Origin of the sequence: Cylindrospermum sp. FACHB-282 (assembly GCF_014697195.1) — a bacterium.
In the GTDB taxonomy this organism is placed as follows: domain Bacteria; phylum Cyanobacteriota; class Cyanobacteriia; order Cyanobacteriales; family Nostocaceae; genus Cylindrospermum.
Genome location: NZ_JACJRJ010000025.1, coordinates 1 through 25,364, shown reverse-complemented (window position 1 = coordinate 25,364; position 25,364 = coordinate 1). Strand labels below are relative to the sequence as shown.

20 protein-coding genes are annotated in these 25,364 nt (G+C 41.4%); 11 read left to right on the top strand and 9 right to left on the bottom strand.

The window, feature by feature from the left end; translation table 11 throughout:
• Nucleotides 1-415 precede the first annotated feature (415 nt).
• From H6G32_RS14315 to H6G32_RS14295, 5 genes are all read left to right on the top strand, one after another.
• Nucleotides 416-1,648 carry a nucleotidyltransferase domain-containing protein gene (locus tag H6G32_RS14315; RefSeq protein ID WP_206757967.1) on the top strand — a complete coding sequence of 411 codons (1,233 nt, stop codon included), beginning with the start codon at nucleotides 416-418 and terminating at the stop codon, nucleotides 1,646-1,648.
• A 587-nt stretch (nucleotides 1,649-2,235) separates the two neighbouring features.
• Entirely contained in the window at nucleotides 2,236-2,568 is a 333-nt protein-coding gene (locus H6G32_RS14310) for a hypothetical protein (protein WP_190459342.1), read from the top strand.
• Between the two features lie 156 nt (nucleotides 2,569-2,724).
• Nucleotides 2,725-3,117, top strand: a complete 393-nt coding sequence (locus H6G32_RS14305) for a hypothetical protein (protein ID WP_190459340.1) — start codon at nucleotides 2,725-2,727, stop codon at nucleotides 3,115-3,117.
• A 110-nt stretch (nucleotides 3,118-3,227) separates the two neighbouring features.
• Nucleotides 3,228-4,571: a histidine phosphatase family protein gene (locus tag H6G32_RS14300; RefSeq protein WP_190459338.1), complete on the top strand. Its 1,344-nt coding sequence runs from the start codon at nucleotides 3,228-3,230 to the stop codon at nucleotides 4,569-4,571.
• A gap of 449 nt (nucleotides 4,572-5,020) precedes the next feature.
• A complete protein-coding gene (locus tag H6G32_RS14295) occupies nucleotides 5,021-6,286 on the top strand; it encodes a dihydroorotase (RefSeq protein ID WP_190459336.1) in 1,266 nt (421 codons plus the stop codon).
• 519 nt (nucleotides 6,287-6,805) lie between these two features.
• On the opposite strand, the gene H6G32_RS14290 is transcribed toward H6G32_RS14295, so the two are convergent.
• Nucleotides 6,806-7,102: a DUF3288 family protein gene (locus H6G32_RS14290; RefSeq protein ID WP_190459334.1), complete on the bottom strand. Its 297-nt coding sequence runs from the start codon at nucleotides 7,100-7,102 to the stop codon at nucleotides 6,806-6,808.
• A 232-nt stretch (nucleotides 7,103-7,334) separates the two neighbouring features.
• Between H6G32_RS14290 and H6G32_RS14285 the strand changes: the two genes are divergently transcribed.
• The 3 genes from H6G32_RS14285 (at nucleotide 7,335) to H6G32_RS14275 (ending at nucleotide 13,925) form a co-directional block, all read left to right on the top strand.
• On the top strand, nucleotides 7,335-9,788 hold the full coding sequence (locus H6G32_RS14285) for an ATP-dependent Clp protease ATP-binding subunit (RefSeq protein ID WP_190459332.1): 2,454 nt from the start codon (nucleotides 7,335-7,337) through the stop codon (nucleotides 9,786-9,788).
• 266 nt (nucleotides 9,789-10,054) lie between these two features.
• A complete protein-coding gene (locus tag H6G32_RS14280) occupies nucleotides 10,055-13,240 on the top strand; it encodes an HsdM family class I SAM-dependent methyltransferase (RefSeq protein WP_190459330.1) in 3,186 nt (1,061 codons plus the stop codon).
• Complete coding sequence (locus H6G32_RS14275) at nucleotides 13,233-13,925, top strand: hypothetical protein (RefSeq protein WP_190459328.1); 693 nt, start codon at nucleotides 13,233-13,235, stop codon at nucleotides 13,923-13,925. The genes H6G32_RS14280 and H6G32_RS14275 overlap by 8 nt, the downstream gene beginning before the upstream one ends.
• Nucleotides 13,926-13,980: 55 nt before the next feature.
• On the opposite strand, the gene H6G32_RS14270 is transcribed toward H6G32_RS14275, so the two are convergent.
• The 5 genes from H6G32_RS14270 to ruvC form a co-directional block, all read right to left on the bottom strand.
• On the bottom strand, nucleotides 13,981-15,075 hold the full coding sequence (locus tag H6G32_RS14270) for an AI-2E family transporter (protein ID WP_190459326.1): 1,095 nt from the start codon (nucleotides 15,073-15,075) through the stop codon (nucleotides 13,981-13,983).
• Between the two features lie 236 nt (nucleotides 15,076-15,311).
• Nucleotides 15,312-16,757, bottom strand: a complete 1,446-nt coding sequence (locus tag H6G32_RS14265; RefSeq protein WP_190459325.1) for a bifunctional orotidine-5'-phosphate decarboxylase/orotate phosphoribosyltransferase — start codon at nucleotides 16,755-16,757, stop codon at nucleotides 15,312-15,314.
• Between the two features lie 74 nt (nucleotides 16,758-16,831).
• Nucleotides 16,832-17,572, bottom strand: a complete 741-nt coding sequence (locus H6G32_RS14260; RefSeq protein ID WP_190459322.1) for a molybdopterin-dependent oxidoreductase — start codon at nucleotides 17,570-17,572, stop codon at nucleotides 16,832-16,834.
• Nucleotides 17,573-17,577: 5 nt separating this feature from the next.
• A complete protein-coding gene (locus H6G32_RS14255) occupies nucleotides 17,578-18,177 on the bottom strand; it encodes a cytochrome b/b6 domain-containing protein (RefSeq protein WP_190459320.1) in 600 nt (199 codons plus the stop codon).
• A gap of 522 nt (nucleotides 18,178-18,699) precedes the next feature.
• Complete coding sequence (gene ruvC / locus H6G32_RS14250) at nucleotides 18,700-19,191, bottom strand: crossover junction endodeoxyribonuclease RuvC (RefSeq protein WP_190459319.1); 492 nt, start codon at nucleotides 19,189-19,191, stop codon at nucleotides 18,700-18,702.
• A 173-nt stretch (nucleotides 19,192-19,364) separates the two neighbouring features.
• On the opposite strand from ruvC, the gene H6G32_RS14245 reads away from it, so the two are divergent.
• Together H6G32_RS14245 and tsaE are read left to right on the top strand one after the other, a co-directional pair.
• Nucleotides 19,365-20,738: a gluconeogenesis factor YvcK family protein gene (locus tag H6G32_RS14245; protein ID WP_190459316.1), complete on the top strand. Its 1,374-nt coding sequence runs from the start codon at nucleotides 19,365-19,367 to the stop codon at nucleotides 20,736-20,738.
• Nucleotides 20,739-20,743: 5 nt separating this feature from the next.
• Nucleotides 20,744-21,214 carry a tRNA (adenosine(37)-N6)-threonylcarbamoyltransferase complex ATPase subunit type 1 TsaE gene (gene tsaE, locus H6G32_RS14240; protein ID WP_190459314.1) on the top strand — a complete coding sequence of 157 codons (471 nt, stop codon included), beginning with the start codon at nucleotides 20,744-20,746 and terminating at the stop codon, nucleotides 21,212-21,214.
• Here the strand turns inward: tsaE and H6G32_RS14235 are convergent.
• Complete coding sequence (locus tag H6G32_RS14235) at nucleotides 21,201-22,376, bottom strand: patatin-like phospholipase family protein (protein WP_190459312.1); 1,176 nt, start codon at nucleotides 22,374-22,376, stop codon at nucleotides 21,201-21,203. The genes tsaE and H6G32_RS14235 overlap by 14 nt on opposite strands.
• A 215-nt stretch (nucleotides 22,377-22,591) precedes the next feature.
• Entirely contained in the window at nucleotides 22,592-23,911 is a 1,320-nt protein-coding gene (locus H6G32_RS14230; RefSeq protein WP_190459310.1) for a dihydroorotase, read from the bottom strand.
• A 245-nt stretch (nucleotides 23,912-24,156) separates the two neighbouring features.
• Between H6G32_RS14230 and lepB the strand changes: the two genes are divergently transcribed.
• Nucleotides 24,157-24,807, top strand: a complete 651-nt coding sequence (gene lepB, locus H6G32_RS14225) for a signal peptidase I (protein ID WP_190459308.1) — start codon at nucleotides 24,157-24,159, stop codon at nucleotides 24,805-24,807.
• Nucleotides 24,808-24,889: 82 nt separating this feature from the next.
• Here lepB and H6G32_RS14220 read toward each other — a convergent pair.
• On the bottom strand, nucleotides 24,890-25,364 hold a 475-nt coding region (locus tag H6G32_RS14220), incomplete at its 5' end, for a zinc ribbon domain-containing protein (protein WP_190453510.1).

Sequence of the window (25,364 nt, the reverse complement as noted above, 5' to 3'; positions counted from 1 at the left end):
TAACGCATAGCTTATGTGTCCGTTACGCTACGCGTTAGCTGTCTTCGATATGCCCCAATACGCTTGGTGTTAAGGCTTAACTCTTTATCAAAGTGAATTTTTTAACAAACCGCACGCGCGCAGCGATGCCCGTTGGCGTAAGCCTGCCGTTAGGCATAGGGCTGTAGAACGCAAAAGTTCGCAAAGGAAGAGAAGGAAGAAATGCTTAACTGAAGTGTATTGCGATATGCCCAACCTAGGGAAATCGCTAAATCGGCATTTCCACAATTTTAATTAATATTTTTTTAAGATTTTACGGAGAAATATAATACCCCTCTTTTGTCACTTTCCGGGAGGGCAATTTCTGAAAGCCTTATCAACCAATCAATGCAACCTATCCTATTATAAAAAAATGGGTGTTGTATTTATTATTAGTATGATTACATTAAACCAGTCTATTAATCAATTTCCAACAAAGGTTAGCCGTCAAGAAATCGAGCTACTTCTCTGTTGTACCCGAACTCGCATAGACCCCGAAACAGCAGAGCGAATTCAAACCCTGCTCCAGCAAGACATAGACTGGGCATATCTCATGCAAATAGCAGATCGTCATGGGACGATACCACTCCTGTACCAGACCTTCAAGACGATGTGGAGAGAAGCTATTCCCAAAACAGTATTAACTCAGCTTCAGAATCATTATCACACTAATGCTAGCCGCAACTTATTTTTGAGTCACGAACTGCTTAACCTTCTTAAGCTCTTTCAATCTCACAAAATTCCAGCAATTCCTTTTAAAGGACTTGTTTTAGCTATTTCTATTTATGACAACTTAGCCATGAGGCAGTTTAGCGACTTGGATATTCTGGTGAAACAACAGGATATAGTCAAAGTTCAAGAATTATTGATTACTCAGAAATATCAACTAGAGACTGACGGTAGTTGGCAACAAACTTTTGTCCATAGTCAGAAACCAGAAGTAGTGGTGGATCTTCACTGGGAACTGACTCCCTTAGATTACTTCCCTTTTAAACTTCCTGATTTTGAAACATTGTGGCAACGAAGCAAGTTTTTAACTCTCAAAGGTGAATCTATCATCGACTTCTCTTCTGATGATTTGTTGATCATCCTCGCTGTACAAGTTGCCAGAGGAGTTAATGAAGGTAGAGAGTCTTTAGCTCAGATTTGCGATTTAGCTGAATTATTCCGCATTCAACAGACATTGAATTGGGAACACTTATTGCAGCAAGTAAGCAGTCTGGAACTTAAAAGACCATTCTTTATTAGTCTACTTATAGTTAACAGTCTCCTGAATGCCCCTTTGCCAGCGCAAGTAAAGCAGGCTATTCAAGAACAGATCCAAGTCGATCCAACAATTTTAATTTATGCTGTACGGATGCGGAAACAGCTTTTCACGGAAATTAAAAGTCCACTGATAATTAAACTTTTTTTTCAGCACCTAATGATAAATGGTCCACTCAGCAGCATGCCAGATCGTGTTTATCTGGTGTGGCAATTTTTGAGTTTTACAACCAGGCTTGTAATCACTGATACTACCCAAGCAGACCGGGAATTTTTCCCATTGCCATCTGGTCTTTCTTTCCTATACTACTTAATCCGACCAATACGCTTGGTAAGCAGATACATAACTAATAGTAAATACAGATGAAAGCCATAGACGTAATTGATTACTAGCAAAGGGAGGCTAGGGTAAGACCGACAAGAATAACGAAAGTGAATCTGTACTGAGGCTCCGTTAGCTCAGGCTATCGAAAGTGGCTGACACGGTAGTGTTGGGAAATAGAACGATTAACATTAATCATTCCTATTTCCGCATAAGTGTATCGAATTCAGAAATGGCAAATGTTTTCGGAGAGTGACAGAAGAGGGGTATCTATTTTTTTCATAATTTGCTACATCGCCAAAGCGATTATTTTATCTATAGCAATCCTATTTGATTTGTGAACATAAAGTGAGTCAGATACCCGACTTCTTAGAGAAGTCGGGTATCTTTGTGTTCACAAATGATTTAGGACTGCTATAGTTGTTTTGCTTAACTGATAACCAAAAGTGTTGACAACTTAAGGATATCAAATTAGGATAAATTTTAAAAAATAAACTATAATAGCTTTAGCAAAGAGACGCAAACATATCTTTGTTGCCTCGCTAATATCTTGACCAATTATTAATCGCAAATTGGCAAATAATTGGTATTAGAGAAATAAAAACAAGCAATCTTAAAAAAAATTGGATTAAATGAACAATAAAATTACTGCTGCTTTAGCAATTATGGCAGTCTTAGGAGCCTTAGAAAGCTCAGTTTTCGCACAGTCACCAGAGCCAAAACCAAATCTAGAAAATTTCACCTTAAGTGGTGATTCTCTAGTGGGAATTGATGACAGAAGCGCCCAGCGTGACTTCGGGAAATTTTTTGAGCAACAAAATCCTAGAAGCGATAACACAACTTCAGACAAATTACCCGTCAACGAATCAATATCACAGCCATTCCCTCCTATTTTCTTGCAACCGGCTCAATCCAGTAACGGTAATGACGGGTTGCAATTGCAGTTGGATTTGGGCAGCGAGTAAATAGCCATCAAGGCTGTGTAGGCTTGAAATATCCGCCCTTGGCACTTGTATCACCCCTTGCTTACCACCCTATTTCCCAATTTTTCCGGGTACTTACTTAAAAAGCTTGGTAAGTATTTGCAGAAGAATAAAGCATTTACTGAAGGAATAGGCGTGATGACTATCAAACTTGACCAAAACACCCCCCAGAGTTTGGCAACACTATTTACCTTTTTGCTAACAGAGGGCATCACGCCTGATCAACTAATGGTGGGCATAATTCGGTTAGCAATAGACACTCATGATTCACCAGGTATTAATTCATCAGTTGGTTGTCTTCGTTGCCTGATTGGGCAAATGCCCATAGATGCCAGTGCTGAGGGTGTTACAGAGTTTATTGCAGCCTTAGCAGCAGAGGGTGTTACTACGCTAATGGCGCTGAATGCATTGGCTGTTGCCTGTGATATTTGCGGGTTGATTGATTCTGTAGCCTTCATTCGGATATCTTACCGAGGTCTGAAAGCGAGAACATCCCCTAGTGCTGCTGGTAATTCTGAGAACCAATTCTGAGAGGTGGGCGCTTTGCACCGCAGTCATGATTGAATTCAGCAAGACAAATGTCCAATCTATCTCTTAGATTATTGTAAGATTAGTCCTTTAGATAGAGGAGGGCTAGACAGATGACACGAGTCATCATTGTGCGTCACGGTCAAAGCACTTATAACACCGAGAAGCGCATCCAAGGGCGCACCGATGTGTCAAGTTTAACCGAAAAAGGCTGTAACGACGCCAGAAAAGTAGGCAGAGCTATTAGTAATATTTTATTTAACGCCGTTTACAGTAGCCCACTACAGCGAGCAAAAAAGACAGCAGAGATTATTCATAGTGAATTAACTGAACAGCCTGCCGTTCCCCAGATTTCTGAAAAACTGCTGGAAATTGATCTGCCTTTGTGGGCAGAAATGCTCTCTGCTGATGTCAAGCAGAAGTTTGCTGCCGACTACCGCATCTGGCAAGAACACCCCGACGAACTGCGGATGCTGATTAACGACAGTTCGGGAACAAGAGAACATTTTCCTGTTGTGGCTTTATACGCCCAAGCGCGGCAGTTTTGGCAAGAAACTTTGCCCCGCCATCCAAAGGAAACCATTCTCATCGTCGGGCATAACGGCATTAATCGCGCCCTTATTAGCACCGCTTTGGGTATTTCCCCAAGTCGCTATCATTCCATACAGCAATCTAATTGTGGTGTCACCGTTTTGAATTTTGCTGGAGGATTGGGGGAACCAGTCCAACTAGAATCGATGAATCAGACGCAACACATGGGAGAAACTCTACCGACATTGCGGCCAGGTCATCAGGGCATTAGATTATTGTTGGTACGTCACGGAGAAACGGAATGGAATCGCCAAGGTAAGTTCCAAGGGCAAATAGACGTTCCCCTGAATGACAATGGGAGACAACAGGCAGCTAAAGCCGGGGAATTTCTCCAAGATGTAGCAATTGATTTTGCCGTTAGTAGTACAATGGCGCGTCCTAAAGAAACGGCAGAGATTATCTTAAAGCAACATCCTGGTGTAAAGTTGGAATTACAAGATGGTTTAAGGGAAATTAGCCACGGACTTTGGGAAGGAAAATTTGAATCTGAAATAGAGCAAGAATTTCCGGGAGAGTTGGAACGCTGGCGGACAGAACCCGCAGGAGTTCAAATGCCTGAAGGGGAAAATTTGCAACAGGTATGGGAACGCAGCGTCACGGCTTGGCAGTCAATGGTACAAGCAGCGTTAGCCAATCAACCCCAAACCGGATTAGTAGTAGCACACGACGCCACTAATAAAACTTTGCTTTGTTATCTTCTGGGTTTATCACCAGACAATTTCTGGAATTTCCGCCAGGGGAATGGTGCAGTTAGCGTTATCGACTACCCCTTGGGATTAAATGGTTTACCTGTACTGCAAGCGATGAATATCACCACTCATTTGAGTGGCGGTGTTTTGGATAAAACTGCTGCTGGTGCATTGTAGAGGATCATCTCAATCTTAGATTTTGAATTGGGAACTTTATCCATATAGGTTTCATTCCCTAGTTTTAACTAGGTAATGGAACCAAACAATTTAAAATAGACACGGTTAAAAATTATAGGACTTAACGGACAAAAAATAGCAAATATGGGGTATGGTTTGTGTCGTTAAAAATCATGATTCGTGCGTTAGGGAAACCACCCTACAGGTAGGATGCGTAAAGAGGCGCATCAAAAAAACCGGAAAAGACGGTAAATTTGTAAAGGAAAGTAAGTCCTAAATTAAACAAGTAAGTCAACCTTAAAAAACATCAAATAGACCTAACCCCCCAACTCCCTTGCCTAGTAGGGAAGGGTGAGAGGTTTGAGGAGAGGTCTTACGTTTAATTAAGTTGATCTACTTAACAATAGATAAACAGCTTAAGCGCTGATAAATAATAGCTGATAGCTCACATGACTACTGAATTGCTGCAACAAGTACGGGTGATAGATCCGGTGTCGGGAACTGATCAATTAGGGGATGTGTTGATTGCTGATAATTATATCCAAAGGATAGCCTTAGATATTGCTGATATCAGTCCTGATACTCAAGTCCGCGATTGTCGGGGATTGGTTCTTGGTCCTGGGTTGGTAGATTTGTATAGCCACTCCGGCGAACCGGGGTTTGAAGAACGAGAAACTTTGTTGTCTTTCTTGCAAGCTGCTGCTGCTGGTGGTTTTACGAGAGTGAGCATTTTACCTGATACATCTCCACCCATCGATAATCCTAGTCTGGTGGCACAGTTGCTTTATATGAGAGGGGGAGAGAAGGAGAAAACTCTCCCCCATCTTCAGTTGTGGGGTGGGCTGACTCTGGATGTTGCTGGTAAGCAATTGACGGAATTAGCTGATTTAGCAGCAGGGGGAGTTGTTGGTTTTACTGATGGTCAACCTTGGGAAAATTTGGGATTAGTGCGGCGGGTGTTGGAATATCTCCAACCTTTTAATAAACCTGTAGCATTTTGGCCGTGCGATCGCCAATTAATGGCAAATGGGGTGATGCGGGAAGGTGCAGAATCGTTGCGTTTGGGTTTACCCCCTATACCCGCCAGTGCTGAAACCACTGCTATTGCCGCTTTATTGGAATTAGTCGCCGCTATAGGCACACCAGTACATATTATGCGCGTCTCCACAGCTCGCAGTGTGGAACTGATAGCAGCCGCAAAAGCTCAAGGTTTACCGATTACCGCCAGCACTACTTGGCTGCATCTGTTATTGGATACCAAAGCGGTTAAAAGTTATCACACTTCGTTGCATTTAGACCCGCCTTTAGGCAATCCCAGTGATGTCGCTGCGTTGCGTGGGGGGGTACGTGGGGGAGTGATTGATGCGATCGCTATTGACCACAGGGGCTACACCTACGAAGAAAAAGTGCAGGCATTTGCCGAATCACCAGCGGGGGCCATTGGTTTTGAGTTAGCATTACCCCTACTGTGGCAGCATCTTGTAGAAACTGGGGAATTTACAGCTGTAGAATTATGGCAGGGGTTGAGTACCAGACCAGCGGAGTGTTTGGAGCAAAAAGTAAATGCGATCGCACCTGGTCAAAAGGCAGAATTAACACTATTTGACCCCCAGAACACTTGGCAAGTCAACAGGCAAAATCTTTATACACTTTCTATTAATACATCTTGGTTTGGGCAACAATTAACAGGTCGCGTTGTGCAGACTTGGTGTTAATTCTGTCTCTTAGTTAATACACCAAAAATACATCTGCCTGATCTGTTGATCTTGAACGCAGTTGCACCACAGCCCTCAAGAAAGGCTAGATAAAATCGCTGTAGTAATTTTTTGCCAAAAATTGTAGCTTTTCATCAAAGTCTCCCAGCAGGATATGTGGCTTACTTATTTTAATCGCTGCTGGCAAGTAGCCAAAGTTAGATTAAATCGAAATTGGTCAAAAATAAACCTGCCGAAGCAGGTTTATTTATATCGAAAAAAAGTGAAGTACCTTAACCAAAAAGGCTCAGGTTTCTTGGGCACACTAACTGTTTTTTTTGTTAGTGTTAACCTAGTCTTTCAACTAGCTCCTCAAGCGTTAATTCCGGCACTCCCTGCCGTACAGCAATGCATTATAACATAATCAGCGTCAAAACAATTAAAAATTAAAGGGGAGACAATTAACCTTCCTCAGTCTAAAGACGCGGGGATTGATTAAAAGTCCACAAAGGAACTTTCTGAGGCGTGGTTGACAACTAGCTAATTCCAGTCTTGTTCTTCTTTTTTGCCGCGACTTTGATAAATTCCCCCAATCTTGTGAAGTGCTTGAGTTTTTTCAAAAAGTTCAGATTCGGTCAAACCCCAGCGCTGCAAGGCTTTATCTAGGTCTTGTTGAATGTCTCTGGCACCAGGGAACCCTTGATAACGAATTCTCAGCCTAGCTAATTCTGCCAAATTGTAATCTGTTGCCTCTTGAGTGAGTAGAATATCAATAGAGGGGCGATCGCGGTTGTAAAGGGGGTGCTGTTGATCTTTACTTCCGGAGTATTCTGTCATAATTGTTACAGCCTACGGGATTTTAGATTGATCAGGAGTTAATGGTGATGATTCCTAGAATTTCGCCATTTTTGGCTGATGACGGCAACCACACCTGAGCTCATACGGCTCTCACCACTGCCATTCAACTTTAAATAAAGATACATTATCTTTAAGAAAATACAAGAAACTTTAGATGAGGGTGAACTTTATCTCACCCAAAGTCCAAGCAGCAAGGGAGCAATAACCCGCTATGTTTGAACACTTCACTTCCGAAGCCATTAGAGTAATTATGCTAGCCCAGGAGGAAGCACGCCGACTGGGACACAATTTTGTAGGAACGGAACAAATTCTCCTAGGGTTGATGGGAGAAGGAACAGGGGTTGCTGCTAAGGTGCTGACCGAATTGGGCGTTACCCTCAAAGATGCACGCCGCGAAGTAGAAAAAATTATTGGTCGGGGATCTGGTTTTGTCCCCCCAGAAATTCCCTTTACCCCCAAGGTGAAGAGCCTTTTCGAGCAATCGTTTAGAGAATCTCATGGTCTTGGGCACAACTACATAAACACGGAACACTTATTGTTGGGGTTAACTGAAGCGGGTGAAGGAGTCGCCGCTAAAGTACTGCAAAATCTGGGAGTTGACCTGAAAGCTATCCGCACTGCGGTAATGCGTCGTTTAGGTGATGATACCTCTGTATTTGTTGGTGGTAATAGTCAAAAGCGTAACCAAAAGCTAACTATAGAGGAGTTTGGCAGAAATCTCACCAAACTAGCGCAATCCGGCAAGCTTGACCCTGTAGTTGGTCGTGGAAAGGAAATTGAGCGTACTATTCAAATTCTTGGTCGCCGGACAAAGAATAACCCAGTGTTGATTGGGGAACCGGGAGTTGGTAAAACAGCGATCGCTGAAGGTATAGCTCAACGCATTGTCAACCAAGATGCCCCAGAGATTTTGCTCAACAAGCAAGTTATTAGTCTGGATATGGGATCTCTGGTATCTGGGACTCGGTTTCGCGGCGACTTTGAAGAACGCCTGAAGAAAATCATGGATGAAATTCGCTCCCTCGGCAATATCATCCTGGTAATAGACGAAGTACACACCTTAGTTGGTGCTGGTGGTACAGAAGGTGGTTTGGATGCCGCTAACATCCTCAAGCCAGCTTTAGCACGGGGCGAACTCCAGTGCATTGGTGCTACCACCCTCAAGGAATACCGTCAGCACATTGAGCGCGATGCCGCTTTAGAGCGACGTTTCCAACCGATTTTGGTAGGGGAACCCTCTATCGAGGAAACTGTCCAAATTCTCTATGGCTTACGCAGTGCTTATGAACAGCACCACAAAGTACATATTTCTGATGCAGCAATTTTGGCAGCAGCAGAGTTGTCAGAGCGCTATATTAGCGATCGCTTTTTGCCAGATAAAGCCATTGACTTAATTGATGAAGCTGGCTCTCGTGTGCATCTGCGAAACTCTCACTCTTCTACCAATAAAGAACTCAAGCGCGAACTGATAACTGTTACCAAATCCAAAGAGGACGCCATTAGAGTCCAAGACTTTGGCAAAGCTGTCAAGTTACGCGGCCAGGAATTGGAACTGCAAACACAACTGCACGCCGAATCAGAAACCGGCAAAACTGCTACTATCCCCATCGTTAGCGAAGAAGACATCGCCCAAATCGTCGCTTCCTGGACAGGAGTACCAGTCAACAAACTGACCGAATCTGAGTCAGAGTTGCTATTACACCTAGAAGACACCCTTCACCAACGGCTCATCGGTCAAGAACAGGCAGTTACATCTGTTTCTCGCGCCATCCGTCGGGCCCGTGTTGGCTTAAAGAACCCCAATCGCCCCATTGCTAGCTTTATCTTCTCTGGCCCTACTGGAGTTGGTAAAACAGAATTGGCGAAGGCATTAGCTGCATATTTCTTCGGTTCCGAAGAAGCGATGATTCGCCTAGATATGTCGGAATTCATGGAAAGCCACACCGTCTCCAAGCTGATTGGTTCACCACCTGGTTACGTTGGCTACGACGATGGCGGGCAACTAACAGAAGCTGTGCGGCGCAAACCATACTCAGTGTTGCTATTCGACGAAATCGAAAAAGCACACCCCGATGTATTTAATATGCTGCTGCAAATCTTGGATGATGGTCAACTCACCGACGCCAAAGGTCGGAAAGTGGACTTCAAGAACACGCTGATCATTTTAACCTCTAACATCGGTTCTAAGGTGATAGAAAAAGGTGGTAGTGGTTTAGGTTTTGAGTTCGCTGACAATCAATCAGAAGCTAGTTACAACCGCATTCGCACCCTAGTAAATGAGGAATTGAAAGCTTACTTCCGTCCTGAGTTCCTGAATCGTCTAGATGAGATTATCGTCTTCACTCAGTTGGCTAAAGATGAAGTCAAGCAAATTGCTGAGATCATGCTCCTTGATGTGGCTGGCCGTTTGATTGAAAGGGGAATTAAGCTAGAAGTGAGCGATCGCTTCAAAGAGCGCGTAGTACAAGAAGGCTACAACCCCAGCTACGGCGCTAGACCCTTACGTCGGGCAATTATGCGCCTGTTAGAAGATTCTCTAGCCGAAGCACTACTCTCTGGTCAAATCACTGATGGAGACACCGCCATTGTCGATATTGACGATGACGGTCAGGTGAGAGTAACCAAGCCAGAAACACGCGAATTCTTATTAGCAAGTGTTGGCTAATATTTAGACCTCATCACTGTTATTAAAGTAAATATTTCCCCCTGGTAGAAATGCCAGGGATTTTTTTGTCAGTTTCTCCTGCTATCATTGCAATGCAGCATCAAAGAACTTGATGACAGGATACATTATCAAGACTTTGTAAACTACGCTTAAGTATTATTGCCGCAGTCACCAATACTTCTGTACTGTTGAAGAAGATCAATCAACTCATAACAGTGTGATGGTTGAAACGTGAAATCATACTCTAATACAGCTTAAAGAAAGGAATGTCACAGTCTGGACTACTTGAACTAGCACACGAGAAGCTTCACTGGCCGACTCCAGAAAAAATCTGGAGGCCATCTGGTGCTGGGCCTAGTATTTATGCACGGATAGCTCAAGCAAAATTAGGAACGGCTATCAGCAAACTTCCAGATGGTGAAGGTGTGCAAATAGGAGTGCTGGCTGCAAATCCTGAAGGTGACTCAACAGAAGCACCCATTGCTCTGGTGTGCGATTTCCAAAGGGAAGTATCAGAAGACACGTTGAGAAAAACTTATAGACTTGCTTGGAGTTTTTCTCGTACACCATCATTAATTACAACAGAACCTAACCGGTTAAGAATTTGGACGTGCTACGAAAAACCGCCAGCAGCAGAAGAGAATATCAACCCAGTAATTGAAGTTTCTAGACAGGAACTTGAATTATTTAATCAGCCTTCTCTTTCAGAACAAGCCTCTGAAACTTTTCGTCTACACTGGGCTGATTTAGTATCAGGTCAATTTTTCCAAGAAAATAGCCAGCGATTTCAACGTAGCCAGGCTGCTGACCAGATGCTATTGAGAAACCTGAAAAGTGTTCGACAAAAACTTCAACAAAATAAACTTGATGATGACACTATTCATGATTTATTAGCAAGAATTATTTTTATTCAATTTCTTTTTGATCGCCAAGAGTCTGAAGGAACCCCTGATCTAAATACAAACTTACTTGATCATTTATATAGAATTGGAGAATTATCAGCTAGATACTCTAATTTACCTGGGATTTTAAGAAATCATAGAGATACTTATAAATTTTTTCGTTGGCTCAACGGTAAGTTCAATGGTGATTTATTCCCAGGTAAAGGTTCTACAGTAGAAGAAAGTGAAGCCGAATGGCAAACAGAAGAAAGAAAAGTTAAAGAGATTCACCTAAATATACTTGCTGATTTTGTCAGTGGTCATGTAGACATGGAAAGTGGACAACTAAGTCTTTGGTCATACTACCACTTTGACGTTATACCTTTAGAGTTTATTAGCAGTATATATGAAGAATTTGTTAGTAAAAAATCCGGTACAGGAGTTCATTACACACCAGAACATATAGTAGATTTTATACTAGATGGTGTTTTACCTTGGGATAGTCAAGAATGGGATATCAAGATTCTTGACCCTGCTTGTGGTTCAGGAATTTTTCTGGTTAAAGCATTTCAGCGTTTAATTTATAGATGGGAACAAGCTCATCTTAATAGAACAATCCAGTCCAGCGATTTAAAATCTTTATTAGAAAATAATTTATTTGGTGTTGATGTAGATACTCAAGCAGTAAGAGTAGCTTCTTTCAGCCTCTATTTAACCATGCTTGATAAAGTTGAACCTCAAGATTATTGGGAAAATGAGTTTCGCTTTCCAAGATTGCGTGAACGCCAATTAATAAATGCTGACTTTTTTCAAGAAAATAAAGAAGGTTTTCGTTCTGTTCAAGATGCCGCTAAATATGATTTAGTTGTTGGTAATGCACCGTGGGGTGAAAAAAGTATGACCCCATTAGCAAAGTTATGGGCTAAAAACAGTAACTGGAAAAGTTCTTATAAAAATATTGGCCCCTTATTTTTACCAAAAACTGCTGTCTTAACTAAACAAGGTGGTAAAATTGCGATGATGCAACCGGCTCTTGCCTTAATTTTTAATCAGGTTGGCACAGCCCAAGAATTTCGATCTAAACTCTTTTCAGAATTTAAAGTTGAGGAGATAGTTAATTTATCTGCATTACGCTTTGGACTTTTCAAAGATGCTATTTCTCCCGCTTGTATTATTATAATGTGCGCTAGTCCTCCTGACGGGGAGCCTTTGACATACATTTGTCCAAAACCAGTTTCTAGTAATGAGGACTACTATCACATAATTATAGAACCAAATGATATCAATATTATCTATCAACGTGAGGCGGTGTCAGATCCTTTAGTCTGGACATCATTAATGTGGGGTGGAAGACGTGATCTTACTCTAATTCGTAGATTGAGTAACTACCAGAGTCTGGCAAAACTTGAAAGTCTAAATATTGTTTTATCATCTCAAGGAATTATTAGAGGTAGTCGTCAAAAGCGTCATACAGCAATTTTAAGGAGACGGATTTTAGAAGATAAACAATTTACTAAACTATTTCCTGATGGAACCGCTACTCACTTTGTAGCAAAGCAACTACCCCTTAATGATGATCCATATACACATCGGTTAACTGATTTGGCTGCATTTGATTTACCGCAACTAATAATTAAACTAAGTTGGTCGAAAAAATCAAGGCGTTTTCATGTTGCTATCACTGAATCAGATGAGCAGAATAATCAAGGTATTATATGCTCTGGTAGTTACGTTAGTGTACATATTCCTAAGAAATACAGTTTAACTTTAGAAGCAGCTTGTCTCAGCTATAAAAGTAAGTTAGCTGTGTATTATCTCCTTCTTTCAAGTGGGCGTTTTGCGTCATATATTCCTGAAGTAAAACCAAGCGATTTATTGCGTTTACCAATACCTGAAGAAATTGCCGGCTTATTACAGAATATAAAAACAATTGATGATGTAGATGAGCGCATACGTCAGGCTTTTGAATTTAAGGATAGTGAATGGGTACTAATTAATGATCTCTTTAATTACACTCTGCCAGATTTTAAAGGAGATAGTGCTTCCCCTGGACGAAAAAGAACTCACCGTAGAGATAATGGCCAATCTAAAAATAATACTGAACCTGAACTTACAGCATATTGTGAGTATTTCTTGCGAGTTCTCAAAGCAGGATTTGGACAAGATAAACAAGTTTGTGCCACTATATTTCAGGAGCAAACTAATACTAAACTTCCTATACGCTTAGTTGCAATCTATCTTAATAGACCTGACTGTGAAGGAGTACATATAGAGCCTATCGACTCCCCTGATTTACTAGAACAATTGGAGAGATTAAATCAGTTGTGTTTGGATAGAGGAAGTACAGAAGATGGTGGAATATTTTATCAGCGTGTTGCGAGGGTTTATGATTCCGTTCAATTGAATGGGTTGAACATTCCTACTATTTATTTGATAAAACCTGACAAAATTCGTTATTGGACTCGTTCTATGGCTTTAAGAGATGCTGATGAAGTAGCCGCAGATATTATGATGTGGGGGACAGCTTTTGATAAAGAATCGCAGGTTATAGAGGAGTCATACAGTGCTTAGAAGAGGTAAAACAATCCCAGAATTGCGATGGAAAGATACACCAGATTTTGTTGAAGTAGCAAAAGGTTGGAATAATGATGCAATAACAATTCTTGTAAAACTTGTCTGGGAAGGATATGATTTGCTGGTTTCTGAGATTTTATTACAAATTAATTGTGATGAAGCAGAGGAGCAGCTAGAAACGACTATTACTCAATCTCTTGAGCGAAAAATTCGTAGAAAGATGACAGGAGATGAGCCATTTGATGTTCAACATGAAGTCTATGAATGGGAAAGTCGTCAATCAGCACAAGCACAACCACCGCACTATGATATTGCATTTTATCTAATCTCTAATGAGAGGATTATCTGGCCTTTAGAAGCTAAAGTTTTAAAATCAGATGGCGCGGTAGGTAAATATGTAGAAGAGATAAATGACAACTTTATAACTTGTAGATATGCACCATTTTCTAGTGAAGGAGGAATGCTTGGTTATCTGTTTTCTGGTGATCCTAACAAAGCTTTTACCAATATTGCAGCCAAAGTACCATGTACATTAAATAATCATCCAGATTTTTCCCAGCGTGACCATAAAACCTCAGATCACCAGCGGGTAGTTCCATCAGGGAAGTCATATCCTGCTGAATTTCGCTGTCACCATATGCTACTAAAAATAATCAGTTCAGTTACTAATTCTGACGTTTAAATCCTTATCATTATGGTGCAAGCTATAAGTCTAGTTTTTTAACAAACTCACTAACTCACTGCGTTGCTGACTTCTCAGTTAACATTTCTGCTACACCTTCACCCTCAGCAGGGTTATCAATATCACCAGATAAAGCCTCAATTGCATCTTTGATTAAACCCGCCACTGGTACAGCTATTAGCAAACCCAACACCCCGCCGATATAGGTTCCCACAAGTAAAGAAATGATTACCCATATTGGTCTAAGTCCCGTAAATTCACCTAAAATGCGGGGTGCGATCGCCTGATCAATTACCTGGTCAATAACAAAAGCTACCACAAAAATCTTCACTGCTAACCAAAAATCATGTGAAGCTATAATTAAAGTTATGATAATCAAACTAACAACATCACCAAAAGGAATTAAGCTCAAAAGCCCAACTCCTAAACCAAAAAGTAAACCAAACTGGACTCGAAAAACTAAAAACATTAATGTTTCTGAAAGTCCCATCAACAAAGCCAAACTTACCTGACCAATCAAATAATTTTGGAAATTTTGCTGAAGAGAATTTCTCAAACATTGACCAAACTTTAAAGGTAACTTTTTAATTATTGACTCCGACAGCCTCTCACCATCCAATAATAGATAAAAAGTCAGCACTACTGTAATTAACGCCTCAGAAATACTATCAATAGTATCTACAATAATGCTGAATATTTCATTGAAAAAATGCTCCAATTCATTAGGTAATCGGTTAATAATATCATTTAATATTTGGCATAAATTAACTCTTGAATTCTGGCTAAAAACCCAATCATTCAAACCTTTGAGCTTTTTTTCACTAGAATCAAGCCATTGGGGAAATAGTTTAGCCATATCATTAAATTGCTCTAACGCAACGGGTACTAATGTGATACCCAAAGCAACTAAAATCAGCAATGCTAATATAAAAACTAACCCTACTGCATAGTTGCGTTTAACTCCTCGTCCCTGGAGAAGGGAAGTTGGATAGTTTAAAATGAAAGCCAGCAAAGACGCTAACACAAGAATAGTCACCAACGGCTGAAAATACTGAAAAAATCTCAATACTAGCCAACCATTGAGAAAGATTAGCGGAAATAGCAGCGTTAAAATTAACCATTTAATTAGTTGATTGAGAGAAAAATTCATAATCACCAATTTAAAAATTACCTAAAAACTATAGCAGTCCTAAATTATATGTGAAAACTTCTTTTTCTTTTCTTGGCGCTCTACAGCCCTATGCCTAACGGCAGGCTTACGCCAACGGGCATCGCTGCGCGCGGGCGTCTTGGCGGTTCGTTTATGTTCACAACTCATTTAGGATTGCTATAGAAGTTGCAGCTACTGCAAACTACTGTAGAGATATTGCAGGCAATTTATTGGCTTTATATACCCTCATATCTTTGTGTAAAAGCTAAAAATTGCTCATCATTTATCCGTCCTGCTTGATACAGAGTAGAGATAATTTCTGAAATAGTTAAAACCGAGTAACCCAGATAACCATTCTGTTGTAATCGGTCTTTTACCCCTTGTTCATGGTCGATAAATACCACAATATCCTTAACATTTAATCCCGCTGATTTTAACTTTTCTGCCCCTTCCATGACACTTTTGCCGCTAATGAGAATATCATCAACTACCACAACAGTTTCACCAGGATAAAAGTCACCCTCAATTAACTTCCGAGTTCCATGTGCTTTCACCTCTTTTCGGGGAAAAATCATCGGACAGTCAAGGCGCAAAGATAAACCAGTAGCAGTAGGTAAAGAACCATAGGGAATACCTGCTAATCTATCAAAAGTCAGATTTTTTAAAATATTTTCATAGGCAATGATCACTTGATTAAAAACTTGGGGATTGGAAATAATTTTCCGCAAGTCGATATAATAAGGGAAAGTAGCTCCTGATGCTTGGACAAAATCACCAAACATAATGCAACCAATATCATAAAGTTGCAAAATCAAATCCTGGTGAGGGTGCTGATCTAAAAAACAAATATCAGGAAACCATACAGCACAGGTGGAACCATCCCAGATAATTTCAGTTTTGGTTTGATTAATTTCTGAATGTAAAGACTGAATTTCTTTAGATAATTCTGGTTTTCCTAACATATCTTGAGGTACAGGAATTAGCAAACCGTCACCGTTAGCATTCAAGCCTGCGGCTAAAATTTCTTTAAGATTACTACCCTCAGCCCAAATGCTACGCGCCATGATGATGCGTTCGGGAGCAATTGCCCGAATTAGCGCCAAAACACCAGCATTTGTGGTTCCTACTTCTAAACCCAATTGTTCTGGAGTTCCCCAATTTTTTGATTCCTTGACTACCTGTAAATAAAGGGGTGATTCCTTGGTAGGATATTGCTGTAAAGTTGCTGCTCCTGGGTTAGAAGTACAACACAAAATAAACACAGCTTTATCAGGATAAACCAAAAATGGTGCTACGTGATCTTGTCCAGTATAGGGACTCAGGGTGATGGCATCTACCTGCCATTCTGTAAATACAGTATGGGCAAAGATGGTACTAGTATTTAAATCACTATGTTTGGCATCTAAAATAATCGGCATATCTGCCGGGATAGCTGCTAAAGTTTTCAGCAGTAGTTCTATCCCCGGAACACCTAAAGCTTCGTAAAAGCCGAGTGTTGGCTTATAAGCACATACAAAATCAGCAGTTTCTGCAATAATGAATTGCAACCAATTTTCTAACCCAGTGATAATATTTTCAGATGCATAACGGGTAGGCATCATTTCTGGATTTGGATCAAGTCCTACAAATAGTAAGCTTTGATTTTGCGAAATTTTACTATTTAATTTATCAAAGAAGTTCATTTTGAAGACAAAAAATTAAGATTTAAGCCATCAGGAATAGGCAATATCAATTACTATTCCTGATTACAGGATATTTACAGTCCAGCAAACCATTCGTAACCCTGATCTTCCCAGTAACCCTTAAAAGGTGACAAATAACTAGTTAGGGTAATTTGAGTTACCCACTTACTCTGCTTATAACCAAGTTTAATTGGCGAAGCTAAACGCAAGGGCGCACCATTTTCTACTGGCAAAGGTTTACTATTTTTCTGATACGCTAACAGAGTTTGGGGATGTAGTGCTGAAGCTATATCCCAACTTTCGTAGTAGCCATCAGCCGATTTAAAGTAAGCATACTGGACATTTGCTTTAGGTTGGGCAAGAGCAACAATTTCTCCCATACCTATGCCACCCCATTGTACGATCGCGGCCCAACCTTCCACACAAATATGACGAATAATCATGGAAGTCATAGGCAAAGCCTGAATGTCTGCTAGGCTGAGGCTGAGGGGGTGATTTACTTCACCGTCAACAATTAAACGGTACTTAACTGGGTCAATGATAGGAGTATCCCGGAAAGTATTAATTATTAATGCCTCTGGTTGAATTTCCCTAGTAGAGAATTCCGGTACAAGCTTTTGTGGTTTAAATATTAAGCCTTCAACCTTCTGATTCAGTGGTTCAGAAAGTTTACCTACCAAATCCTCAAGTGCGGGTGTACCACAACCACCGAGAAATAAACCCATGCTAGAAATTCCCGAAAGTTGTAAAAATTTCCGGCGAGTTAATTGAGGACGGTTTACACGAATTAAGTTTATATTTGGTTCATTGGCCATTGGTTTTACCAAAACATTGATTCTGTGAGTTTATCACCCCCAGCTTGCCGACCTAATAGGGAATGAATTACAGTAAATAGGATAACCATTGGCACCGAGGCAAAATGAACAACTCGCAGCGCTTGCCAACTACCAAACATATCCAAAATCCAAGGAAATTGAGCAGGTTTGTACATTCCTATTCCTGTCAGTAATGCTAACAGCAATATAGGAATAATTGCTGTATAGGCGATGCGATGCCAAGCGTAAATTAATCGCTGGGAATTTTGACTTTTTTGCAATGCTTTAAGGTCATTAACTCCCACAAATCGATGTCGCCAACGTCGGGTAATTAAAACATAAATTCCATACCATAAAAGATTGAGCGAAAATAGCCACATAGCTGCAAAATGCCAGTGTCTACCCCCCGCTAGCCAAGCACCTAAGGTAAATATGGGAGGAATATGTAAACCTGCACGTCCACCAAAAACGGGGTTAGCGTTGTAAATTTGTAGCCCACTGGTAAGCATGAGGAACAGGCTAATAATATTGCAGGAATGGAATATCTTGGCCCCTATAGCTTGGGTTGGTAACATTCGATGTTTTGGGGAAACGGTAGAACTCATAGATTTTGCCTGGATAATTGGCCATTTTACCAGGATGTTAGGGTCTAATAACCCTACTCTAGGGGAACGCCAATGGCATAGGTCTACAGGTAGCTTGCAGGGCTATTTCATTCTAGACATAACCCGCCCTGAACTTAAGTTCAGAGCTAATAACTCGCATTCTGTTTTAACGGACTAGAAATTTATTTTCGCCGTCTTTAGACGAATGAGTGCTATTAGACTCAGAATTCATTGTAATAGCGCAGCGTGAGGTAAGTCATGGCGGTTGTTGAAAATGAAATAGCCCTGAGGTAGCTTGTATTTTAGTCGGGGTTTAAATCCCCTTATGTAACAGGCTTCAATTTTTAATTCTTTAACATGGATATCAATGAATAATTTGGTACCCTGGTTAATACAAAAAATTAGGAGTTAACTAATAGAAAATAGCAAAAATGAGGTATTGTTTGTGTAATTAAAAGTGCTAGAAAAGTGCGTTAGGGAACGCACACTACGTGGAGAAACTATTTTTGCTAGTTAGTATAGCTACAACTGATACCAAGCAGTTAAAGCTACAGCCAAAGCATCCGAAGCATCATCAGGCTTAGGGATATCATCTAAATCCAACGCCTGGGCTACGGCATCTTGCACTTCGGCTTTATCTGCATTACCGTACCCCGTTAGAGCTTGCTTTATTTGGGCTGGGGTGAACTCTAGATATGGGAGACGAAGCTGGCCCAAAACTAAAATTAGTACACCCCGTGCCTGTGCAACTAGGATAGTATTTGACATACGATAGAAGAATAATTTTTCAATCGCCACCAAATCTGGTTTGAACTCCTCCATCAGGGTGTGCAAATCGTCGAACAAGGTACACAGTCGTTGTCCCATTTCTGCATCTGCGGACGTCCGGATTACGCCAAAATCCAGCATCTTTACTGATGTATCTTGTGCCTTAGCTTCGTTTTGTATGCAGGTAATTAACCCAAATCCGACAATTGCCAGTCCCGGATCTATTCCTAAAATTCGCTTTTCCATTAAATTCGTTGTAACTAATCTAGGTGTTATTTGACTGGCAATGCTGGCAACTTTGAGAAACTTACTCGAAGTCTCAGAGAGTTAATAACTATAATTATTTCACACTTGGCGTTTAGACCAAGTAGTGTACATTTTCTGTTAAACATTGTTTGTAGCACTGCTCCAAATCAGGTATGTCAATCGGTTTTCTCAGACAAGCCCTCAACGCCCTGCAAAAACAATCGCGCAGTCGCACTTCTCATCGGGTGAACCAGTGGTTCAAGTGGTTATCTCCTGGAATATCAGTAAAACGTTGGTTGCTAATTAGTGTTGGCGGTGTGGTGCTGGCAGGTTTGGGGTTGGCTATTTGGATTAAGCTAACTCCCATCTTTTGGGGTCTGGAGTTGGTAAGGAATTTTCTGGGAGTGATCACCAACATCTTACCCAACTATGTCAGCGGGCCTTTGGTCATCCTCTGCGGCGTGCTGTTGGTGCTTTGGGGGCAATCCCGCACTGTAGGCTCAATTACTAGGGTGCTAAGACCAGAAGGGGAAGAAGAAGAACTGATAGATGTTCTACTGGCACATCACCGATTGTACCGAGGCCCAAAAATAGTGGTGGTTGGTGGTGGGACTGGACTTTCTACTTTGCTACGCGGACTAAAAACCTACAGCGCGAATATTACTGCTATTGTCACTGTAGCTGATGATGGTGGATCTTCTGGGCGGTTGCGTGAGGTTTTTGGCGTTTTACCACCGGGGGATATTCGCAATTGTTTGGCGGCATTGGCAGATGAAGAAAAGTTATTAACAGAATTGTTTCAATACCGTTTTCGGGCTGGGGATGGCTTGATGGGTCACAGTTTTGGTAATTTGTTTTTAACGGCGATGACGGAAATTACTGGGGACTTAGAACAGGCTGTGGCTGCTAGTTCTAAAGTGTTAGCAGTTCGGGGGCAAGTGCTACCTGCAACTTTGAGTGATGTTCGTCTCTGGGCAGAATTAGCTGATGGTCGCCGCATTGAGGGAGAGTCTAGCATTCCCAAAGCTGGGGGTAAAATTGTCAAAATTGGCTGTATTCCTGCTAATGCTCCAGCTTTGCCAGCAGCGATTAAGGCTATTAAAGAAGCTGATTACATTATCATTGGGCCGGGTAGCCTTTATACTAGCTTGATTCCTAATTTGTTGGTTCCAGAAATTGCTGATGCGATCGCCGCCACAAATGTTCCCCGCATCTATGTCTGCAATATCATGACTCAACCAGGAGAAACTCAAGATTACACTGTTGCTGATCACATCCGCGCTATTGATGATGCTTGTGGCCAAAGACGGCTATTTGATGCTGTACTAGTCCACAAAAAATCCCCCTCAGCCCAATCACTCATCCGTTATGCTCAACAAAAGTCTATTCCTGTTTTCCTAGACCGAGAAGCTGTCACCCAGCTAGGACGGCGAATTGTCCCAGCGAATATTTTGTATGAAGATGAAACAGGTTGCGTACGTCACGATCCCCCAAAACTCGCGCGAGTCTTGTTACGTTGGTACAGTGGCGCTCATCATGGGAAATGACTAATATGAAAATTTTCCTGGCAGATGCAGAAGCTACCCTACGCTTGGGCATGATTCTTGGTGAATTGCTGACGAAGGGGAGTGTGATTTTGTTAGAAGCTGATTTAGGTGCTGGCAAAACTACCTTGGTGCAAGGTATTGGTAAAGGTCTGGGTATCACTGAATCCATTGTCAGTCCTACTTTTACCTTGATTAACGAGTACACAGAAGGACGCCTTCCCCTTTACCATTTGGATCTGTATCGCTTAGAACCAAATGAAGTTGCTGCTTTGAACTTAGAAACCTATTGGGAAGGTGTTGAAGTTATGCCAGGAATTGTCGCAATTGAGTGGGCAGAACGTATGCCTTACAAGCCAGATAGTTATCTGAGTGTGGGTTTGGGTTATGGGGATGACTGTACTCGTATAGCGGAAATTACGCCATTTAATTGTGTTCTTAATCAAGATTTCGCCGCTAGATGTACTAGTTATCTCTAATAAAAGAGGCGATCGCATTTTTCACCCCAGGCCCATTTTCATCTCTGGTATAGTAGCTACGACCTTGATCAATGAATGCAGATGCTGTATCTATTAACTGCTGGATAGTCTCCTGGCTAGTGGTATCTATTTCTTCAGTGATATTTTGATCTGTAAATTTATTTTTTCGCTCCTCGTGCCGCAATAGGAGGCGAGGATCTTTATAAGTCTCATTTGGCTTAGGTTTAGTTGTCTCATTTAAATTAAATTGAAGACGTAAATAACGGCGCGAATTGTATCCCCCCATAATTTGTCGGCAAATTGTACTCACTATCTCAGATGTAGGATCCATAAAAATATCAGTAAGATGTGCTGCCCAGTCTAAACCTTTCCATTGGTTTATTTGCTCAAATTCATATGGTTCACCAGTTTCGCCAGTGCCAATGGAAAGAATGGAGTAATCTGCAAACTGAAGATTATGAAGTTTGTATTTTTGCTTAATTGTTGGCGAGACTGAACTTTGATTTATTCTCATAGCTAAACTCAAGGCTGCTAGAGCCGGATTGTTAGCAGAAACTCCCCCGTCAATATGTGGGAATTGCCAATCACCAAATTTATTTTTATCGACAGGCTCTAAGTTATACGGTGGAAAGAAAGTTGGCGCAGAGGCTGAAGCAGCGCATATCTCCCACAAATAACAGTCATCATACCAGCGGTCGCCAAGATCAGGATGACAATTAGTAAAAAATGTGGTGTTACGATAGAGTGTATCGTAAGCCAAAATTAATATAATTGGTTGATCAATATCCTTAATTTTTGCAGATTTCAAGGAATCTTTCAGGACATTAATTAGTCCTTCATGAGTATATCTAGGTGGAGAAATTACTCCAAGAATAGTCTTGATTATAGATGGAAAGTTTTTGTATCGGTCTTTTCTTTCTTGGGGAAATATATCTTTACCTCTATATTTATAGAGGTCAATCAATTCCTGAGTTTCTTTTCCTAGAGCTATACCTGCTGTTAAAATTGAACCTGTAGAAGTGCCGGCAATCAAATCAAAATATTCGTGTAAATAATTTCCTTTGCCTTGTTTTCTAATTTCTTGTTCAACTTGTTGAAGTATGCGTGCTGTAATGACTCCCCGAATACCACCACCGTCTAAACTCAAAATTTTGAATGACATAATAATTTTCCTGATTTTTGGACATAACCCAATCTGTTTTGCACCTGAGACAACGCTAAAAATACGACCTCTAGTTGCAATATTTTAGACATTAATCAGCAAGTTACTCAAACCATGACTAGGCTCTGGCAAAACAAAAGCTTACCAGTCCCAGCCTGACTTTGCTGTATAACGCTTTCTAGTTCTATACTACTTAGGCACTAAATAAATATTCGCTACACGAAATTTAAAGCTTGACCTCGCACTGATGTATTTAGCTGCCCTTTGTCATAAACAATTTCGCCGCCGACAATGGTTGTAACAGCCCATCCGGTGAGGTTCCAACCCTCAAAGGGACTCCAACGGCATTTGGTTAACAGTTCTTCACGCAAGACTGGACGATAAGTGTTTAAATCTACCAAGACTAAATCGGCATCGTAACCTGGTGCGATCGCTCCTTTATTGGGAATACCATAAGCTACAGCCACAGCCTTAGACATCCAATGAGCAACTTGAGCAACAGTACACTTCCCCTCCATCGCTGCTGTTAACATTAAAGCTAGAGATGTTTCTACTCCAGGCATTCCAGAGGGGCTATTGGGATATGGTTGAGCTTTTTCTTCTAAGGTGTGGGGGGCATGGTCTGTAGCGATGAAATCAATCACACCATCCCGTAAAGCTTGCCAAAGAACTTCGTTATCATGAGGCGATCGCAAAGGTGGATTCATCTGGGCTAAAGTCCCAATCTGCTCATAAGCACTGGTATTCAACAGCAAATGCTGTGGTGTCACCTCTGCTGTTACCCAACTAGGTTTATGCTGACGCAGCAAGTCTGCTTCTTCCGCTGTTGACAGATGCAGAATATGCAAACGCCGTTGGTATTTTTGCGAAAGCTTTAATGCCAGTTGAGTTGCCAACAGTGCCGCTTGATTGTCTTGAATTTGGGAATGAACTGCTGGATCGTGGATATGGGCAAATTCTTGGCGTCGTTGCTGAATTCTAGCTTGATCTTCAGCATGAACAGCAATCAAGCGGTCTCCTTGGGCAAATATCGCCTCTAGGGCTGCTTCTTGGTCAATCAGCAACTGACCATGCATCGACCCCATAAAAATTTTAATTCCTGGTGTTGGCTTTGCCGTCAGCAAATCTGCTAAATTGTCAGCCGTCGCCCCAATAAAAAAGCCATAATTAACCAAGGACTTGTTGGAGGCACGTTTTAGTTTGTCATCTAAAGCGGATTGGGTAGTTGTTAGGGGGCGTGTATTGGGCATTTCCAGAAATGTTGTCACCCCCCCTTTGGCACAAGCACAACTAGCAGTAAACAAATCTTCTTTATGTTCTAGTCCGGGTTCCCGGAAATGCACCTGGGGATCTATCACTCCTGGCAACAAAGTTAACCCTTGTGCGTCAATTTCCTTGGTTGGTGTGGTGGGGGAGATTTCTGGAGCAACTTCAACTATTTGGCGATCGCGCGTCAATACATCCCCAATCATCAATTTACCATTGGGTAGAATAATGCGGGCGTGGCGAATCAATAAACTTTTGGTAGATGACATGGAGTTCACAGCGTTAAAACAGAGAGCTATTGATGAAAGATAACTATCCTTTTAGGGTAAACTTGGTTGCCCTCTTCAAACCCGAATTTAGCTGTTTGTAAAAAAAAGTTTATTTTTAACACAATGAATCACTTGGTCAATCAGCCAACCCGATCAGGAAAACAAGGTTTTTTCGTTAAAATTAACAAATAAGGTCTCACTAGGCAAGTTATTTACCTGCATCCTTCCTTTAATTAAGTAATTTCATGCAAAATCAAGTGCCTGATAACAACTCTAGCCAACAAAATGATAATTCCTGGATCGCAGAGCTAGGTAGAACGATTATCTTGAGCATCGTCCTAGCTTTGGGAATTCGGACATTTGTCGCCGAAGCCCGCTGGATTCCTTCTGGCTCAATGGAACCGACTCTGCATGGTACACCAAACCAATGGGAGGCAGACAAGATTATTGTCGATAAACTGAAATATAAATTTTCTACCCCCCAACGGGGCGATATTGTAGTATTTTCACCCACGGTAGAGCTACAAAAAGAACAATATCACGATGCCTTCATTAAACGTGTAATTGGCTTACCTGGAGACAAAATAGAACTCAAAGATGGCAAGGTTTACATCAACAGCAAACCCCTCCAGGAAGACAAGTATCTACCCAACACACAGCGTACAGTTACTGAAGTTTGCACATCAGGGCAGCAGCCACCTTTCTTAGCCAAACCCCAAACAATACCCACTAACTCATATTTGGTATTAGGTGACAACCGTGGTAGCAGTTATGATGGACGTTGTTGGGGTCTAGTTCCCCGACAAAATATTATCGGTCGTGCTGTACTTCGCTTTTGGCCCCTGGATCATGTTGGCGGAATCGATGAATCACCTTTATATCCTACTGCCAACTAATCAACAGAATCACGCCATAGCTAAAAGCTATGGCGATAAAAAAGGGCAGTTGACCTCTCCCCGGTCTAAAGACACGGGGATTCTAAACTGATACTACGTGGTAGGCTGAAGCCGTACCACTTCGCTTTTTAGTTTTGGTTTCCCAGATACGAAATCTGGTAGCAAGGGTCAAAACTTGCCTACAGACCTTGACTAGGACGAGTCCTAATTGTGTCTCTACTTTGCGAAGTATATTCGCTGCACCATTTAAATCAGCGTTAATAAATAGTCCTTTTCCTGTGCGGAACATACCGCGTTTTACTCGTTTTCCACTTGGTTTCCACCCTTCAGGTTTTGCGCCGAAAGTAGGTAGAAAATCACCATCTAAAAAACTAGTTTTACTGGTATAGGATTCTTCAGTTTCTACAAATTTGATGCCGTGGTACTCGCATAACTGTTTAACTCGTTTTTTGAGTTTGGCGGTTGGTATCTGCACAAATGATTGCGTTGTTCTACCTAACTGCGCTTCTTGTCTTTGTCCCTGATTCCACCCAAATACCACTACACCAATTTGATGT